Annotated in this window: 14 protein-coding genes and 1 tRNA gene; 5 read left to right on the top strand and 10 right to left on the bottom strand. The window is 65.4% G+C overall.

Annotated elements, in window-relative coordinates:
- Positions 1 to 29: 29 nt before the first annotated feature.
- Both A7U43_RS14170 and polA read right to left on the bottom strand, forming a co-directional pair.
- The gene (locus tag A7U43_RS14170) at positions 30 to 1,247 is read right to left on the bottom strand and encodes a threonine/serine exporter family protein (RefSeq protein ID WP_067996255.1); all 1,218 of its coding nucleotides are present in this window, start codon (positions 1,245 to 1,247) and stop codon (positions 30 to 32) included.
- A 31-nt stretch (positions 1,248 to 1,278) separates the two neighbouring features.
- A complete protein-coding gene (gene polA / locus A7U43_RS14165) occupies positions 1,279 to 3,939 on the bottom strand; it encodes a DNA polymerase I (RefSeq protein WP_197500061.1) in 2,661 nt (886 codons plus the stop codon).
- Between the two features lie 237 nt (positions 3,940 to 4,176).
- Here polA and A7U43_RS14160 point away from each other — a divergent pair, with 237 nt between their 5' ends.
- Positions 4,177 to 4,983 (top strand): Ig-like domain-containing protein, encoded by an 807-nt coding sequence (locus A7U43_RS14160; RefSeq protein WP_067996249.1) that lies wholly within the window; start codon positions 4,177 to 4,179, stop codon positions 4,981 to 4,983.
- A gap of 78 nt (positions 4,984 to 5,061) precedes the next feature.
- On the opposite strand, the gene A7U43_RS14155 is transcribed toward A7U43_RS14160, so the two are convergent.
- Positions 5,062 to 5,430, bottom strand: coding sequence for a hypothetical protein (locus A7U43_RS14155; protein WP_067996246.1), 369 nt, complete (start codon positions 5,428 to 5,430; stop codon positions 5,062 to 5,064).
- A 152-nt stretch (positions 5,431 to 5,582) separates the two neighbouring features.
- On the opposite strand from A7U43_RS14155, the gene A7U43_RS14150 reads away from it, so the two are divergent.
- From A7U43_RS14150 to A7U43_RS14140, 3 genes are read left to right on the top strand one after another with little or no spacing between them, the layout of a single operon-like run.
- Entirely contained in the window at positions 5,583 to 6,023 is a 441-nt protein-coding gene (locus tag A7U43_RS14150; RefSeq protein WP_067996243.1) for a Zn-ribbon domain-containing OB-fold protein, read from the top strand.
- A complete protein-coding gene (locus A7U43_RS14145) occupies positions 6,020 to 7,222 on the top strand; it encodes a lipid-transfer protein (RefSeq protein ID WP_067996240.1) in 1,203 nt (400 codons plus the stop codon). Before A7U43_RS14150 ends, A7U43_RS14145 begins: the two co-directional genes overlap by 4 nt.
- 14 nt (positions 7,223 to 7,236) lie before the next feature.
- Entirely contained in the window at positions 7,237 to 7,464 is a 228-nt protein-coding gene (locus A7U43_RS14140; protein ID WP_067996236.1) for a DUF167 domain-containing protein, read from the top strand.
- 10 nt (positions 7,465 to 7,474) lie between these two features.
- Here the strand turns inward: A7U43_RS14140 and A7U43_RS14135 are convergent, their stop codons facing one another.
- The 6 genes from A7U43_RS14135 to A7U43_RS14110 all read right to left on the bottom strand — a co-directional run bounded on the left by A7U43_RS14135 (position 7,475) and on the right by A7U43_RS14110 (position 13,375).
- A complete protein-coding gene (locus A7U43_RS14135) occupies positions 7,475 to 8,224 on the bottom strand; it encodes an ABC transporter ATP-binding protein (RefSeq protein ID WP_067996233.1) in 750 nt (249 codons plus the stop codon).
- Positions 8,208 to 9,056, bottom strand: coding sequence for an ABC transporter ATP-binding protein (locus A7U43_RS14130; protein WP_067996230.1), 849 nt, complete (start codon positions 9,054 to 9,056; stop codon positions 8,208 to 8,210). The genes A7U43_RS14135 and A7U43_RS14130 overlap by 17 nt, the downstream gene beginning before the upstream one ends.
- Complete coding sequence (locus A7U43_RS14125) at positions 9,053 to 10,228, bottom strand: branched-chain amino acid ABC transporter permease (protein ID WP_067996227.1); 1,176 nt, start codon at positions 10,226 to 10,228, stop codon at positions 9,053 to 9,055. Before A7U43_RS14125 ends, A7U43_RS14130 begins: the two co-directional genes overlap by 4 nt.
- On the bottom strand, positions 10,225 to 11,235 hold the full coding sequence (locus A7U43_RS14120; RefSeq protein WP_067996224.1) for a branched-chain amino acid ABC transporter permease: 1,011 nt from the start codon (positions 11,233 to 11,235) through the stop codon (positions 10,225 to 10,227). The genes A7U43_RS14125 and A7U43_RS14120 overlap by 4 nt, the downstream gene beginning before the upstream one ends.
- A 108-nt stretch (positions 11,236 to 11,343) precedes the next feature.
- Positions 11,344 to 12,555, bottom strand: a complete 1,212-nt coding sequence (locus A7U43_RS14115) for a branched-chain amino acid ABC transporter substrate-binding protein (protein ID WP_067996221.1) — start codon at positions 12,553 to 12,555, stop codon at positions 11,344 to 11,346.
- A gap of 202 nt (positions 12,556 to 12,757) precedes the next feature.
- On the bottom strand, positions 12,758 to 13,375 hold the full coding sequence (locus A7U43_RS14110) for an ANTAR domain-containing response regulator (RefSeq protein WP_067996219.1): 618 nt from the start codon (positions 13,373 to 13,375) through the stop codon (positions 12,758 to 12,760).
- 99 nt (positions 13,376 to 13,474) lie between these two features.
- Here A7U43_RS14110 and A7U43_RS14105 point away from each other — a divergent pair.
- A tRNA-Leu gene (locus A7U43_RS14105) sits at positions 13,475 to 13,551 on the top strand.
- A 24-nt stretch (positions 13,552 to 13,575) separates the two neighbouring features.
- On the opposite strand, the gene A7U43_RS14100 is transcribed toward A7U43_RS14105, so the two are convergent.
- Positions 13,576 to 14,703: a tyrosine-type recombinase/integrase gene (locus A7U43_RS14100; RefSeq protein ID WP_067996216.1), complete on the bottom strand. Its 1,128-nt coding sequence runs from the start codon at positions 14,701 to 14,703 to the stop codon at positions 13,576 to 13,578.
- Positions 14,704 to 14,961: the final 258 nt, after the last annotated feature.

The raw sequence follows: 14,961 nt of genomic DNA, 5'->3' as shown, positions 1-14,961 counted from the left end.
TTCGGTGATCCCTCCGCAGGGCTATCGCGTCACCGGGTGCTACGCCGTCGGGTCACCTGCCAGAGCACCAGCCCGGCCTGCAACCCGAACGCCACCGAGATCATCGAGATCAGGGTCGCGGGCAACGCCGAGTCCCCGTCGGCACCGAACAGTTCGGTGACACCGATCAGCCCCATCGATCCGGGCACCAGCAACCAGAAGCCGGGCAGGATCATGGTGATCGCGGGCGGGGCGCTGCGCATCCGGGATACCGCCAGCGCCACCACCGTCAGTGCCATGCCACCGCAGAATCCGCTGGCATAACTGCCCAGCACCAGATCGCCGAGGTACTGCGCCGCGTACGCGGTATAGCTGATGAGCACCAGCCACGGCCAGAAGGACACCGGCGGCGCCAAGAACAGCATCACCCCCAGCCCGTATACCGCGACCCCCAGCCAGGGCGCCCACGGCCCGATGTGGTTGACGGCCTCCGAACTGAGCTGGTCCTCGCGCATCCCGAGTAGCTGGGTGGCGATCAGGATCCCGAAGGCGAGCTGGATGATCTGCACGAAGCCGGCGATGAGCCGGCTGGTTCCGGCGATGACATCCCGGGAGGTCAGCTCGATGACGGCCAGGGTGATGGCCGCACCCGGCAGAAACACCGCCAGCGGCGGGATCAGCGCACGCAGACCGACATGGTCGAGTTCCAGCCGCAATGCGGCCACGATGCAGATCGAGGCGACCGCGAACGCGCTGACCGCCGGCACGAGTTGGGCCAGCACCGGAACACGCTGGCTCATCACCAAGAACCCACCGACCATCGCGCCCAGCAGCAGGGCCGCCAGCACGTTCAACAGAGTCGGTTCCAGCACCAAAGACAGCCCGGCACTCTGGATGCCGTAGCCGATGATGGTCACCCACGCGGGGTAGCGCCGCGCACTGCCCTGGATCTCGTCGAGTCTGGTGTCGCCGTCCTGAGCCGAGACCCGCCCCGCCATCGCCGCCGAGACCAATCGCGCGAGCGGGAAGATCTGATCGAAGCGCAGGTCGGAGTCGACCCGGGCACCGCGCACCACCGTGCCCTCGGCCGCGGTCGGCCCCACCACCTGCACGTGGTTGGGCAGGGCGAGCCCGTCGTTTCGGACGCCGTAGTGCGCCGCGGTGCGGTCGAGCATCTGCCGCACCAGAGTCACCGGGTAGTTGGCGGCGCACATGGCCGCGCCCAGCCGGGCCAGGAAACGGATCTGCTGTTCGGCGGTGGCGGTCATGTCAGCGGTGCGACCGGGGCCATGCGCGGCGCTAGTGCGCCGCGGCGTCCCAGCTGCGTCCGTATCCCACCGACACCTCCAGGGGCACGTCCAGCGGATAGGCGTTGCCCATGTGCTCGCGCACCAGGGCTTCCAGGGTGTCGCGCTCCCCCTCGGCCACCTCGAACAGCAACTCGTCGTGCACCTGCAGCAGCATCCGCGATGTCAGACCGGCGGCCTTGATCGCCGCGTCCACGTTGATCATCGCCACCTTGATGATGTCGGCGGCGCTGCCCTGAATGGGGGCGTTGAGCGCAGCACGTTCGGCGGCCTCCCGCACGTTGCGGTTGCTGCTGTCCAGTTCGGGCAGATAGCGCCGGCGGCCCAGCACCGTGGAGGTGTAGCCGTCCTTGCGCGCCTGATCCACCACGTCGCGCAGGTAGTCGCGGATCCCGCCGAACCGGTCGAAGTACTGCTCCATCTGTGTCTTGGCTTCCTCGGTGCTGATCTTCAGCTGCGCCGAGAGCCCGTAGGCACTCAGGCCGTAGGCAAGCCCGTAGGACATCGCCTTGACCCGCCGCCGCAGTTCGGGATTGACCTCGTCGATCGGCACGTCGAACGCCCGTGACGCCACGAACGAGTGGAGGTCCTCACCGGTGTTGAAAGCCTCGATGAGGCCGGCGTCGCGGGAAAGGTGCGCCATGATCCGCATCTCGATCTGGCTGTAGTCCGCCGTCATCAGCTCGGCGTAGCCGGCACCCACCACGAATCCGTCGCGGATCCGGCGGCCGGCCTCGGTACGGATGGGGATGTTCTGCAGGTTGGGTTCGGTCGACGACAGCCGGCCGGTGGCGGCGATGGTCTGATTGAAGGTGGTGTGAATTCGGCCGTCGGAGGCCACCGAGTTCAACAGACCGTCGACGGTGACCTTGAGCCGGGTGGCATCCCGGTGCGCCAGCAGGTGCTGCAGGAACGGATGCCCGGTCTTGTCCAGAAGACCTTGCAGCGCATCGGCATCGGTGGTGTAACCCGTCTTGGTCTTCTTGGTCTTCGGCATCTCCAGTTCGTCGAAGATCACCACCTGAAGCTGCTTGGGCGAACCGAGGTTGATCTGTTTACCGATGACGCCATAGGCAGCCTCGGCAGCATCGCGGATCTGGTCGCCGAACTCGCTCTGCAATTCTTGCAGGAACGCCACATCGACGGCGATACCGGTGCTTTCCAGCTCGGTGAGCACCCGCTGCACCGGAAGCTCCATCCGTCCGAGCAACGACGAGGAATCGATGCGGGCGAGTTCTTCGTCGAGCGCATCGGCGAGGTCCATCACCGCGCCGGCGCGCAGCAGCAGCGCCTGCACCGCCTGCTCATCGACGCCTTCGTTGTCATCCAGGAGTGAAAGCTGTTGCTGCTCAGGATTTTCCGCACGCAGCTCACGCTTGAGGTAGCGCAGCGAAAGGTCGTCCAGGGCGAAGCTGCGCTGCCCCGGACGCACCAGGTAGGCCGCCAGCGCGGTGTCGGAGGTGACCCCGGCCAGCTTCCAGCCGCGGCCCTCCAGGTCGTGCATGGCCAACTTGGCTTCGTGCAATGCTTTGGGCGGCCCCGGGTCGGCGAGCCAGGACGCCAGCGCCGCCTCGTCGTCGGGTTGCAGCGTCGCGGTGTCGATGTACCGGCCGTCACCGTCGTTGGCGACGATCGCCAGTGCCGTGGCATCTCCATCGAACGCCAGATGGGTACCGACGACGGCGAGACCGAAGCGGTTGCCCAGGCTGTGCTCGGACAGCCACTCCGCGAGCTCGCCGGGCTGCAACGCCCCACCGCGCACCTCGAAGCCCTGCTCGGATTCGGGGTCGGCCGAGGCAAGGGTGTCGAACAGCCGGTCCCGGAGCACCCGGAATTCGAGATCGTCGAACAACCGGTGAATGTGGTCGCGGTCCCAGGGCAACATGCGCAGCGTGTCCGGCGTCTGTGGCAGCGGCACGTTCTTCACCAGCTCGGTGAGTTCCCGGTTGAGCACCACCGAAGACAGGTTGGCGCGCAAGGCATCTCCGACCTTGCCCTTGACGGTGTCGACATTGTCGACCAGGCCCTGCAACGAACCGTGCTCGACGATCCACTTGGTCGCCGTCTTCTCCCCCACACCCGGGATGCCCGGCAGGTTGTCACTCGGATCCCCGCGCAACGCCGCGAAATCCGGGTACTGCGCCGGGGTGAGCCCGTACTTGGCCTGTACCGCGTCCGGCGTGAAGCGGGTCAACTCGCTGACCCCCTTGACCGGGTACAAGACGGTGACGTCATCGCTGACCAACTGCAGCGAATCGCGATCACCGGTCACCACGAGCACGCGGTAGCCGACCGTCTCGGCCTGGGTGGCGAGGGTGGCGATGATGTCATCGGCCTCGAAGCCCTGCTCGGCGAGCACCGTGATACCGAGGGCAGCCAGCACCTCCTTGGTGATGTCGATCTGGCCGCGGAACTCGTCCGGGGTCGCCGACCGGCCTTCCTTGTATTCGGGGTACTTCTCCTTGCGGAAGGTCTGCCGGGATACGTCGAAGGCGGCGGCGATGTGGCTGGGCTGCTCGTCGCGCAGCAGGTTGATCAACATGGCGGTGAACCCGTAGACGGCGTTGGTGGTCAGCCCGTTCCGGGTCTTGAAGTTCTCCGCGGGCAACGCGTAAAAGGCACGGAAGGCCAGGGAGTTGCCGTCCAGCAGCATCAACGTGGGTTTCTCGTCGGTGCCGGGCTTCTCGGCGGGCGCCTGGTCGGCGGTCTTGGCGGGGCTCACGCACCCAACTCTAGGCAACCGGGCCGACAGCCGGACCGCGCTGTCGGTCGAACGTACGGATGACCGCGCGTTCGGCCGGGCACGTAGGGCAGAAGGCGGCAACGCGGGCGGTCATGGTATTGATGGCTGCGACAATTCATCTGTATTGCCGGACGAACGGGAGCCGCCATGGCCGGAAAACACCGCACCGAGACCTCGCCGCCCGCCGTCGCGGTCTGGCTGGGCACCGGCGCCATCGCATTGGGCATCGGCGCCGCCCTGACCACCGGCACCGCGGTGGCGAGCGCCGATACCGGCGACACGGGTGGGACGAAGAGTTCCTCGCAGTCCAGCGGCGTGTCCGCCGGACCGACGGCGAAGCGCACTGCCCCGCGCAGTGTGGCGACCGCTCGGACACACCGAACCCCGTCACCGAAAGCGGACACGACCGAGGACGACGCCACCGACCTCGCCCCGTCGGCAAGAAGTCTGACCGCCACCGCGAGGACGAGTGCGACCGCCGCCGCAACCTTCGATCCGTTCGCCGCGCTGGAGAAGGCGTTCCGGAAGACCTTCATCAATACCGCGCCGACGAATGCCGGTTCCTCCGGCCCGGTTCGCAACGACGACGGCACCTTCACCGGGCAGGTGATCGCCACCGACGTCGACGACGATCCGTTGAACTATTCGATCGGCTACACCGGTCCCAGCGGCGGCACTGCCACCGTCGCCGCCGATGGCACGTGGACCTATACCCCCGGCGCAGAACTGGCCACCAACGGCGGCAGGGACTCATTCGTCATCCGCATAGTGGAAGCGAATGCCGGCACGCATCTACACGGACTCAACGAGTTCACCGCCCTGCTCTTCGACCCGCTGTACCAGTTGCTGAACTACTTCATCCCGCAGAATCGGTTCAAGTTCCCCAAGTACAACCCGCAGACCTATGCCTACACCGAGCACTACGTCGGGGTGACCGTGCCGCCGGGCGCCTAGCGATCGCGCCGGTCGAGCCGCACCGTCAGCCCGGCACAGGTTCCCACGCCGTATCGATGTTGCGAGCGTCGTGGCCCGTCAGTAGCCGAGCAGTTTGCGGAACTTCTGGCCGACCGCCATCGACTGACCCATCCGCTGCGCCCAGCCGTCGAGGGCAGCCTTGGTGGCCTCCGCGCTCCAGCCACGCTCGCCGGCGAGTGCAATCATGCCGGCTTCGTCGGTGATGCCGTGCGCCTGCGCCGCGCGGGCAAGGTCGGCGTAGTCCTGCAACGAGATCCCGTTGATCGGATCCCACATCGGATCATCGCCGGCCACCGAGCGGGTCGACGGGCCGCCGAACGCGGCGGGATCGATCGGTCCGGCGCCTCGCACGTGCACCCTTGCGGACTGTTGCCCCGCCGTCGCTACCTTCTTGGCCTCGTCCTTGAACTTGTCGAAAAATCCCATGGCTGCATCCGTTCTTCCCGACCCGGCGCGGTTGCCGAGCGCTGCTCTCGACAAGTGCACCGCGCCGGTATGGCTACCGATCCCAACATCGACTCGCGCGCCAAACTGCAACACGTTTCAGTTTTGCCCGGTGTCTGGGTATTCTGAGCCTCGTGCCAGCAGCGACGACAGCGCCCGCGTTCGAAGGGTGGTTCGCCACCGATGACGACGGCGACACCCACCTCATCGGCGGCAAATGCACCCAGTGCGCCACCTACGTCTTCCCACCCCGGGAAACCAACTGCCCCAACCCGGCCTGTGACAGCGACACCCTCGCGCTGGTCCCCCTGAGCCGCCGCGGCACGGTATGGAGCTACACCGAAAACCGCTACGCACCCCCACCGCCGTATCCGTCTCCGGATCCCTTCGTTCCGTTCGCCGTGGCCGCCGTCGAACTGGCCGACGAAGGCCTCATCGTCCTGGGCAAGGTCGTCGAAGGCACCCTGGCCGCCGACCTGACCGTCGGCATGGCAATGGAACTGACCACCATGACCCTCTATGTCGACGACGACGGTGTCGAACGCACCACCCACGCCTGGAGGATCGCCCAATGAGCACCCCTGAGCCCGTCTACATCCTCGGCGCCGGGATGCACCCCTGGGGCAAATGGGGCCGCGACTTCACCGAATACGGCGTCGTCGCCGCCCGCGCCGCCCTGGCCGAGGCCGGACTGGACTGGCGCCAAATCCAACTCGTCGCCGGCGCCGACACCATCCGCAACGGCTACCCCGGCTTCGTCGCCGGAGCCACCTTCGCCCAAAAACTCGGCTGGAACGGCATCCCCGTCACCTCCAGCTACGCCGCCTGCGCCTCCGGCAGCCAAGCCCTCCAATCCGCCCGCGCCCACATCCTGGCCGGCTTCTGCGACGTCGCCCTCGTCATCGGCGCCGACACCACCCCCAAAGGCTTCTTCGCCCCCGTCGGCGGCGAACGCAAAAACGACCCCGACTGGCAACGCTTCCACCTCATCGGCGCCACCAACACCGTCTACTTCGCCCTCCTGGCACGCCGCCGCATGGACCTCTACGGCGCCACCGTCGACGACTTCGCCCAGGTCAAAGTCAAAAACGCCCGCCACGGCCTGGCCAACCCCAACGCCCGCTACCGCAAAGAAGCCACCGTCGCCGACGTGCTGGCCTCCCCCGTGGTCTCCGACCCACTACGCCTACTCGACATCTGCGCCACCTCCGACGGCGCCGCCGCCCTCATCGTCGCCTCCAAAGCCTTCACCGAAAAGCACCTCGGCTCGCTCGCCGGCGTGCCCTCGGTGCGCGCGGTCAGCCTGCAATCCCCCCAATACCCCCAACACCTGCCCGAACTGCCCGACATCGCCACCGACTCCACCGCCGTCGTCCCCGGGCCGCAACGGGTGTTCAAAGACCAGATCCTCGACGCCGCCTACGCCGAAGCCGGCATCGGACCCGAAGACCTCTCCCTGGCCGAGGTCTACGACCTGTCCACCGCCCTGGAACTCGACTGGTACGAACACCTCGGCCTCTGCCCCAAGGGTGAAGCCGAACACCTGCTGCGCTCCGGAGCCACCACCCTCGGCGGTGCCATCCCGGTCAACGCCTCCGGCGGCCTCGCCTCCTTCGGCGAAGCCATCCCCGCCCAAGCCATCGCCCAGGTCTGCGAACTGACCTGGCAACTCAAAGGACAAGCCACCGGCCGCCAAGTCGAAAACGCCACCGTCGGCGTCACCGCCAACCAAGGCCTCTTCGGCCACGGCTCCTCAGTCATCGTCGCCAGATAGCCCGCACCCCCCGGATGGCAGAGACCGTGTCGGTCCGGGTCAAGCCCGGCAGCAAGAAAGGTCCGTTGGTCGAGACCGGAGCGGACGGCCAGTTGACCATCTACGTGCGCGAGCGCGCGGTGGACGGGAAGGCCAACGACGCGGTGATCGGTGTGCTCGCCGATCACCTTGGCGTCGCGCGCAGTCGAGTCGAGTTGATGTCGGGCATGACATCGCGGATGAAGCGTTTCCGCATCACGTGATGGTGGTCAGCTACGCCACGCCGAGGTAAGCGGCCCGGATGCTGTCGTCCTTCAACAGCTCGCCTGCCACACCGGTGCGGGTGACCTCGCCGGTCTCCAGGATGTAGGCCCGATCGGATCTGCTGAGCGCCTGCTGTGCGTTCTGTTCGACCAGCAACACGGTGGTGCCCTGGCTGTTGATCTCGGAGATGATGCGGAAGATCTGCGAGATCACCATGGGCGCCAGCCCCATCGAGGGTTCGTCGAGCAGCAGCACCTTCGGTCGCGCCATCAGGGCGCGACCGATCGCCAACATCTGCTGTTCGCCACCGGACAGCGTGCCGCCCACCTGGCTGCGGCGTTCGGCGAGCCGCGGGAACGTGGTGAGCACCCAGTCGAGTTTCTCGTCGTGCTCGGCCTTGGACGGAAATTTCCGTCCATAGCAACCCATTTCGAGGTTTTCGATGATGGTCATCCCGGGAAAGACCCCGCGTCCCTCCGGCGCCTGGATCAACCCGGCAGCCACCCGTCGGTGCGCCTTGACCTTGCCGACGTCCGCGCCATCGAACCAGACCGAACCCGATGTGAGCGGCAGCAGCCCCGAGATCGCCCGCATCATGGTGGTTTTCCCGGCACCATTGGAACCGAGCAGCGTGACCAGCTCGCCCTCGTGCACCACCAGCGAAACGCCGTGCAGGGCACGGATCCGGCCGTAGTGCACGACGACGTCCCGCACCTCCAGCAGAACCGGGCGCGTGTCCGCCTCAGGCGAGTTCGTCATCGGGCACCCCCAGATAGGCAGCGATGACCTTAGGGTCCTCGCGGATTTCGGCAGGCAGGCCGTCGGCGATCTTGCGGCCGAACTCGAGCACCACGATCCGATCGGTCACCCCCATCACCAACCGCATGTCGTGTTCGATGAGCAGCACGGTGTAGCCGTCGTCTCGGATCTTGCGGATCAGGTCGATCAGAGCGGACTTCTCGCTCGGGTTGAATCCCGCCGCGGGTTCGTCCAGGCACAGCAGTTTGGGCTCGGTGGCCAGCGCCCGCGCGATCTCCAGACGACGCTGATCGCCGTAGGGCAGGTTCTTGGCCTTTTCTTCGCCGCGGTGTGCAATGCCCACGAAGTGCAGCAGCGCAGCCGATCGTTCGATCGCCGACCGCTCCTCGCGACGGTGCCGCGACGACCGGAACAACGCGCCCGGCACCGAGGTGTGATGGCGCGCGTCGGTGCCGACCATGACGTTCTCCAACGCGGTCATCTCACCGAACAGCCGGATGTTCTGGAAAGTGCGCGCGATACCCAGCCGGGTGATCTGGTGCCGTTTGATGCGCCCGATCGTCGAACCGTCGAACGTGACAGACCCCGAACTCGGCCGGTACACCCCGGTGATGGCGTTGAAACAGGTGGTCTTGCCCGCCCCGTTGGGGCCGATCAGCCCGAGGATCTCCCCGCGTTTGATGTTGAAGGTCACCGCGTCCAGCGCCGTCAGTCCACCGAACTGGACGGTGAGATCGTTTGTCTGCAGCAGGACTTCGCCTTCGTCGGCGTTGATCTCGCGGTGCACACCGGCGATCTCCGCGACGTGCTCGAAGCTCTCGGAATCGGTCATGACACCGGCTCCGTGTCCACCGGCTTGCTGCGCAACAGATCACGCGCGGCCTTGGCGTAGGTGAGCAGATGTTGACGTGCCGGGAACAGCCCCTGCGGACGGAAGATCATCAGCACCACCAGGGCGAGCCCGAAGAACAGGTACTTGAGGTTGCCCATGTCGATACCGGCGAAATGCACACCGAGCAGGCGGTTGGGCAGGTAGACGATGATGAACGCACCGAGGATCACCCCCAGCTTGTTGCCCTGTCCGCCCAGCACCACGGCGCACAGGAACAGCATCGAGTTGATGATGTTGAAGGTAGGCGGCGCCACGTACTGCACCTGGCCGGCATACAACGCGCCGGACAGCCCGCCGATGGCCGCGCCGATGGTGAATGCCCACAGTTTGAACTTGAACGCGTTGACACCCATGACCTCTGCGGCGTCCTCGTCCTCGCGGACCGCGATCCAGGCCCGGCCCACCCGGCTGCGCTCCAGGTTGCCGACGAGCAGCAGGATCGCGACGATGAGGATCAGACCCAGCCAGAACCACCAGGTGCCGTAGTTGGCATCACCGCCGGAGTTGGAGACCGAGAACACTCCTTCGGGGTGCTGCTCGCTTTCCAGGAAGTGCGGAAAGGCAACCTCATTGAGCCCGCGCGGACCGTTCGTGACATCGGCCAGGTTGTCGGCCAGCAATCGGATGATCTCGCCGAAGCCCAGCGTGACGATGGCCAGGTAGTCACCGCGCAGCCGCAGGGTAGGGGTGCCGAGGATGAGGCCGCTGAGCGCGGTCACGGCCATCGCGATCGGCACACACGACAGCCACGCCCACGGGGTACTGAAGAAACCCGAAGCGCCCATCTGGTTCCACGGGCTCTCCGGACTGGTCAGCAGCGCCACCGTGTAGGCGCCGACGGCGTAGAAGCCGACGTAGCCCAGGTCCAGTAGGCCCGCCTGCCCGACAACGACATTGAGTCCGATGGCGATGATGGCCACCATCGCGAACTGGGCCATCGTGCCGCCGAAACTGATACCGGGAGTGTCCAGAAAGGCCGGCGTGAACAGCGGCGACAGCGCGATGCCGGCGAACAGCACGATGCCGAACACCCATTTCTGGGCTCTGGTCAGTCCGTCCCACCAGTCCATCGTCTTGGCCCAGCGTGTGCTCGGGCCGGTCGAACTCGTCATACTCGCGCCTTCCCGAGGCTCTCGCCCAATATGCCGGTGGGTCTGACCAACAGCACCAGGACCAGCAGGACGAAGGCGACCACATCACGCCATTGGGTTCCGAATACCGCCTGACCGTAGTTCTCCATGATGCCGAGCAGTAGACCGCCGAGCAGCGCACCGCGCAGGTTACCGATACCGCCGAGCACTGCGGCCGAGAAAGCCTTGATGCCGAGCAGGAATCCGCCCGAGTAGATGATGCCCTGGGGCACCTTGAGGGTGTACAGCAGCGCTGCGGCCCCGGCGAGCAGCCCGCCGATCAGGAAGGTCGTCATGATGACCCGCTCCCGCGAAACACCCATCAGGGTCGCGGTATTCGGGTCCTGGGCCACGGCGCGGACACCGCGGCCGAGCTTGGTGCGATTGAGCGCCATGTCGGTGAGCAGCGCGAGCACCAGCGCCGCCCCGATGATGACGATCGTGGTGTTGGAGATCGCCACACCGAACAGTTCGAACTGAGTTTTCGGTTGTACCAGCACGATCGGTTGCTGGGCATTGGGGCCGCCGTAACCCGGTATCAGTTTGGGCAGGATGAACAACACGAACTGCTGCAGCACGAAGGACATCCCGATCGCCGTGATCAGGAATGTCAGGGCCCGGGCGTTGCGTTTGCGCAGCGGCCGGTAGGCGATGAACTCAAGTCCCACCGCGGCCCCACCGGAGACCAGCATCGCGAACAGCATCGCGATCCCCAGGTAGAGGATGGTCAGTGCCACGCCCTTGTTGTAGGCGTTGCCGCTCGGCGTGAACCCCAGCAGGATGTCCAGCGCGAAGTAGGCGCCGAACATGCCGAGCATGAAAATCTCGGAGTGCGCGAAGTTGATCAACCGCAGCACGCCGAAGACCAGGGTGTACCCGACAGCGACCAGGGCATAGATCGCGCCCCAGGACAGGCCGTCGATCGTCAACTGCCAGAAGCCGTCGAACAGCGCTCCGACATTGAAGTTGATGTTGGCGGCCAAGTTCATCCGGCGGTGAGCTCCTCGCTGACGCGATGACGGTTAGGTATGGCGGCGACTACGAAGACGAAAGCGCGTCCGAGGCATGCGCACTCGGACGCGCTTTCGCCTCAGCGGCTACTGAACGTCGTAGATCCAGATGAGCGTCGTGGTGAGCTCGCCAACGGGAGTCCACTGGTACTCACGGGCCACGCCCTGACCCTTGTAGTTGCGGACGAAGTCCAGCAGGGCGGGACGGGTGATCGCACCGGAGTCGATACCCTTGAGCAGGATGGTGCCCAGGTCATAACCCTCGGCGCTGTAGGTGCCGGGCTCGGTGTTGAACTTCGCGGTGTACTCCTCGGCGAACGACCCGGTGGCCGGGCCGCACGGGCAGGCGAGCACGGCGCCCTTGGACGATTCGCCGGCCTGCTTGACGAACTCGGGATCCTTCGTTCCGTCGGCGCTGGCGAACACGCCCTCGAAGCCGCCGTCGCGGAGCTGCTGAACCAGCGGTGCGGCCTCTGCGTAGTAACCGCTGAAGAACACCGAATCCGGCGCGGCGCCCTTGATCTGGGTGACCGCGGCGGAGAAGTCCTTGTCGCCCTTCTTCACCGAGATGTTGCACGCCGAATCCGCGACCGGGCCCAGGGTGTCGCGCACCGCGGTGGCCAAGCCCAGACCGTAATCCGTGCTGTCGTCGACCACACAGACCTTCTTGTGCCCCAGATTGTTCTTCAGGTAGTTCGCCACGGACGGACCCTGCACACCGTCGTTGGCCAGCCCGCGGAAGAACGTCTTCCAACCGTTCTCCGACAGCGTCACGTTGGTGGCCGAAGCCGTGGTGGCGACCAGGCCGGCCTGGTCGAATACGCCGCCGGTGGCCTTGGTCTCGCCGGAGAAGGCCGGACCCACCAGGCCGATCGTGTACTGGTCCTCGACGATCCGCGGCGCGATGTTGGACGCCTTCTGCGGATCACCCTCGGTGTCGAACGGCTTGAGCTGCACCTGGCAGCCCGGGTTGGCTTCATTGTGTTTGTCGATGGCGAGTTGGACGCCGTTCTTGATGTTGATGCCGAGTGCCGCGTCGGGCCCGTTGAGGGCGCCGGCCATGGCGATGGACACCGGCGGGCAAGTGGCCTTGCCGTCACCGGCGGGATCGGCGGGTGCCGCGCCTTCGGCGGCCTTCACTTCGGCGCCGCTCTCGTCGATCTGCACCTTCTCCACGATCTTGAGGTTCGTCTGGGACGCCTCTTCTTCGGGCGTGCTCTGACTGCAGCCGGCAATCGCCAGGGCCATCAGGCCGGCGCCTCCGAGAGCAAATGCCTTGCGTGCCACGTGACCGCGCACGTCTCACCTCCGGTTCCATGTTCAGGTCGGCATCTTCGTTCCGCTCGGGACGGCCGCGGCGGGGATGCTTCGCCGAAAACCATAACCATTCCGTCGGCCCATCGCGTGATGTTGCGCGACGCGTTGCGCAGATCGGTCGGGTTAGCCGGTCAAATGGAGTCCCCGGAAACGCAGTCTTAACCGGCAGGGCCGCCGGAGGCGGTCATTTCTCGGCGCCGGAGGCATCCTCGGTGGGCGTGTCGAGGGTTTCCAGCACCACCTCGGCCACCCGCTTCATCGTGGTACGGCGGTCCATCGCGGCCCGCTGGATCCACTTGAACGCCTCGGGCTCGGTCATACCCTGATTGGCCTGCAGCAAACCTTTGGCCCGTTCGACCAGCTTGCGCGTCTCCAGCCGGTCCGACAGATTCGCCACCTCGTCTTCCAAGGCGGCGATCTCGCCGAATCGACTGACCGCGACCTCGATCGCCGGGATGAGATCGGTGATGGAGAACGGCTTGACCAGGTAGGCCATCGCGCCCGCGTCGCGGGCACGTTCGACCAGTTCACGCTGGCTGAAGGCGGTGAGGATGACGATCGGCGCGATGCGCTTGGTGGCGATCTCCGAGGCGGCGTCGATTCCGTCCCGGCGCGGCATCTTGACGTCCATGATCACCAGATCCGGTTTCAGGCTTTCGGCGAGGTCGACCGCTTCCTGACCGTCCCCGGCCTGCCCGACGACTTCATAGCCTTCCTCGCTCAGCATCTCGGCGAGGTCCATTCGGATGAGCGCCTCATCTTCTGCGATGAGCACACGGCGGGGTGCGGGAGCGTCGGTCATGACGGATATTGTCGCGCGATTGCCGGCGGGGGGCGAGCCTGGGGTTAGCAGTGCCTACCGGGAAGGCCGCTCCCGGCATCCATTAAGGTGGTAGCTCGCGCCCTCGTATCCCAACTGGCAGAGGAAACGGATTCAAAACCCGTGCAGTGTGAGTTCGAATCTCACCGAGGGCACCAAAGCTTGACACCGTACGGTGCAGGTCAGAGCGATTTTCGGGCCGCAGATTTCGGCATCTGCCCACCGTCTGCCCACATTTTGCCCACAGCGTCGGCCACACCGTTCAGATCGTCGTCAAACAGGTCCGCGTAGGTGTCCAGCGTCATAGCCGCAGAAGCGTGGCCGAGCATCCGCTGAACGACCAGAACGTTGGCCCCGGCGCTGATCGCCAACGACGCCGCCGTGTGGCGCAGAGCGTGCGCGGTGATGCGGGGAAACTTCGGGTCTGCGGCCTGGCACCGATCCACAGCACCGGAGAGCCACGATCTGTTTCCCGCTGGCGGGCCGAGGTAATCGCCGGTCGCTGACGGCCAGATCAGATCATCACGTGACTTGCCCTCACAGCTTTGAGCTAGTGCGTCAGCAACAAACCCCGCCAGGGCTACGTTGCGATTTTTGCCCGTCTTGAGTGAACCCACGTAGGTGGTTGCGCCGACTGTTACCGCGTTCTCGTGCAGCACGATCCGACGCCGCAGCAAGTCGATATCTGAGACGCGCAGCGCTGCGGCTTCACCCCATCGCAAACCCACGGTTCCGAGCAAGAGAATCAACGACCCGTAGCGGCCTGATTCGTCGGCCAGGTGCCGAAGTTGCTCAGCGGTCAGGTAGACGTTTTTGCGCTTGGTGCGCTTGGGCAGTTTGACCCCGCGCGCCGGGTTCGCCGGAATCAACCGGTCCCGCACGGCGTCATCCAAGATTCGCGCCAGCACCGAATACACATTCGCGAGCATCGACGGACTCAGTTTCAGCGACAGCGCGGAAACCCATGCCTGCACTTCGGAGAACTTCACGTTATTCAGCGTGGTCGCCGACCAGCGCGGCACAACGTGGTTGCGGTATGCGCTCTCATAGGTTCGAAAACCTGAAGGCTTCATATGTCCTTTTTGGCGATCTAGCCATGCCGGCCCCAAAGAACCTACGGTGACCTTTCCCAACGATGGCGAAATATACTCGCCGCGCATTTTTGACACTTCGACGGTGGCGGCGAAAGCGTCTGCATCACGCTTTGTCTTAAATCCCCGTTTGTCGGTTTGACGATTTTCTGGCGTGCGATAACGCACACGGTAGAGCGTTGCGCCTGCCGAATTTCTATATTTGCTGACTGTTGCCATCTGCAATCTCCAAACGTTAGGGACTGTCCGTAACTTTCTTGCCGTCTCCGCTGGTCAGAGCCTCACGGCCAGGCGAGGATTGACGACCAGCATACGCACGTCAACCGGGTTCGCCACAGACATTGACACGTCTAGCCTTTGCAGGCACTATGGCCGCAGCAGCCGCGCCACATCGGCAGATAAAACACACACGGGTACACCAAACAAAAAGACTCAGGCCGCTATCCCTGTCAAAGTATTACCGCCACGTTGGAAGCG

The sequence above is a fragment of the Mycobacterium adipatum genome (assembly GCF_001644575.1).
GTDB classification, from domain to species: domain Bacteria; phylum Actinomycetota; class Actinomycetes; order Mycobacteriales; family Mycobacteriaceae; genus Mycobacterium; species Mycobacterium adipatum.
Note: the sequence above shows the minus strand (reverse complement) of the source record. Positions and strands in the feature narration are given on the sequence as shown.

Bases quoted from the DNA above. Each gene is read 5' to 3' on its own strand.
- A7U43_RS14140 (WP_067996236.1), top strand. From the start codon at position 7,237: ATGGCAGAGACCGTGTCGGTCCGGGTCAAGCCCGGCAGCAAGAAAGGT.
- A7U43_RS14155 (WP_067996246.1), bottom strand. From the start codon at position 5,430: ATGGGATTTTTCGACAAGTTCAAGGACGAGGCCAAGAAGGTAGCGACG.
- A7U43_RS14120 (WP_067996224.1), bottom strand. From the start codon at position 11,235: ATGAACTTGGCCGCCAACATCAACTTCAATGTCGGAGCGCTGTTCGAC.
- A7U43_RS14170 (WP_067996255.1), bottom strand. From the start codon at position 1,247: ATGACCGCCACCGCCGAACAGCAGATCCGTTTCCTGGCCCGGCTGGGC.
- A7U43_RS14135 (WP_067996233.1), bottom strand. From the start codon at position 8,224: ATGACGAACTCGCCTGAGGCGGACACGCGCCCGGTTCTGCTGGAGGTG.
- A7U43_RS14130 (WP_067996230.1), bottom strand. From the start codon at position 9,056: ATGACCGATTCCGAGAGCTTCGAGCACGTCGCGGAGATCGCCGGTGTG.
- A7U43_RS14145 (WP_067996240.1), top strand. From the start codon at position 6,020: ATGAGCACCCCTGAGCCCGTCTACATCCTCGGCGCCGGGATGCACCCC.
- A7U43_RS14110 (WP_067996219.1), bottom strand. From the start codon at position 13,375: ATGACCGACGCTCCCGCACCCCGCCGTGTGCTCATCGCAGAAGATGAG.
- A7U43_RS14160 (WP_067996249.1), top strand. From the start codon at position 4,177: ATGGCCGGAAAACACCGCACCGAGACCTCGCCGCCCGCCGTCGCGGTC.
- A7U43_RS14100 (WP_067996216.1), bottom strand. From the start codon at position 14,703: ATGGCAACAGTCAGCAAATATAGAAATTCGGCAGGCGCAACGCTCTAC.
- polA (WP_197500061.1), bottom strand. From the start codon at position 3,939: ATGCTGCTGGACGGCAACTCCCTGGCCTTCCGTGCCTTTTACGCGTTG.
- A7U43_RS14125 (WP_067996227.1), bottom strand. From the start codon at position 10,228: ATGACGAGTTCGACCGGCCCGAGCACACGCTGGGCCAAGACGATGGAC.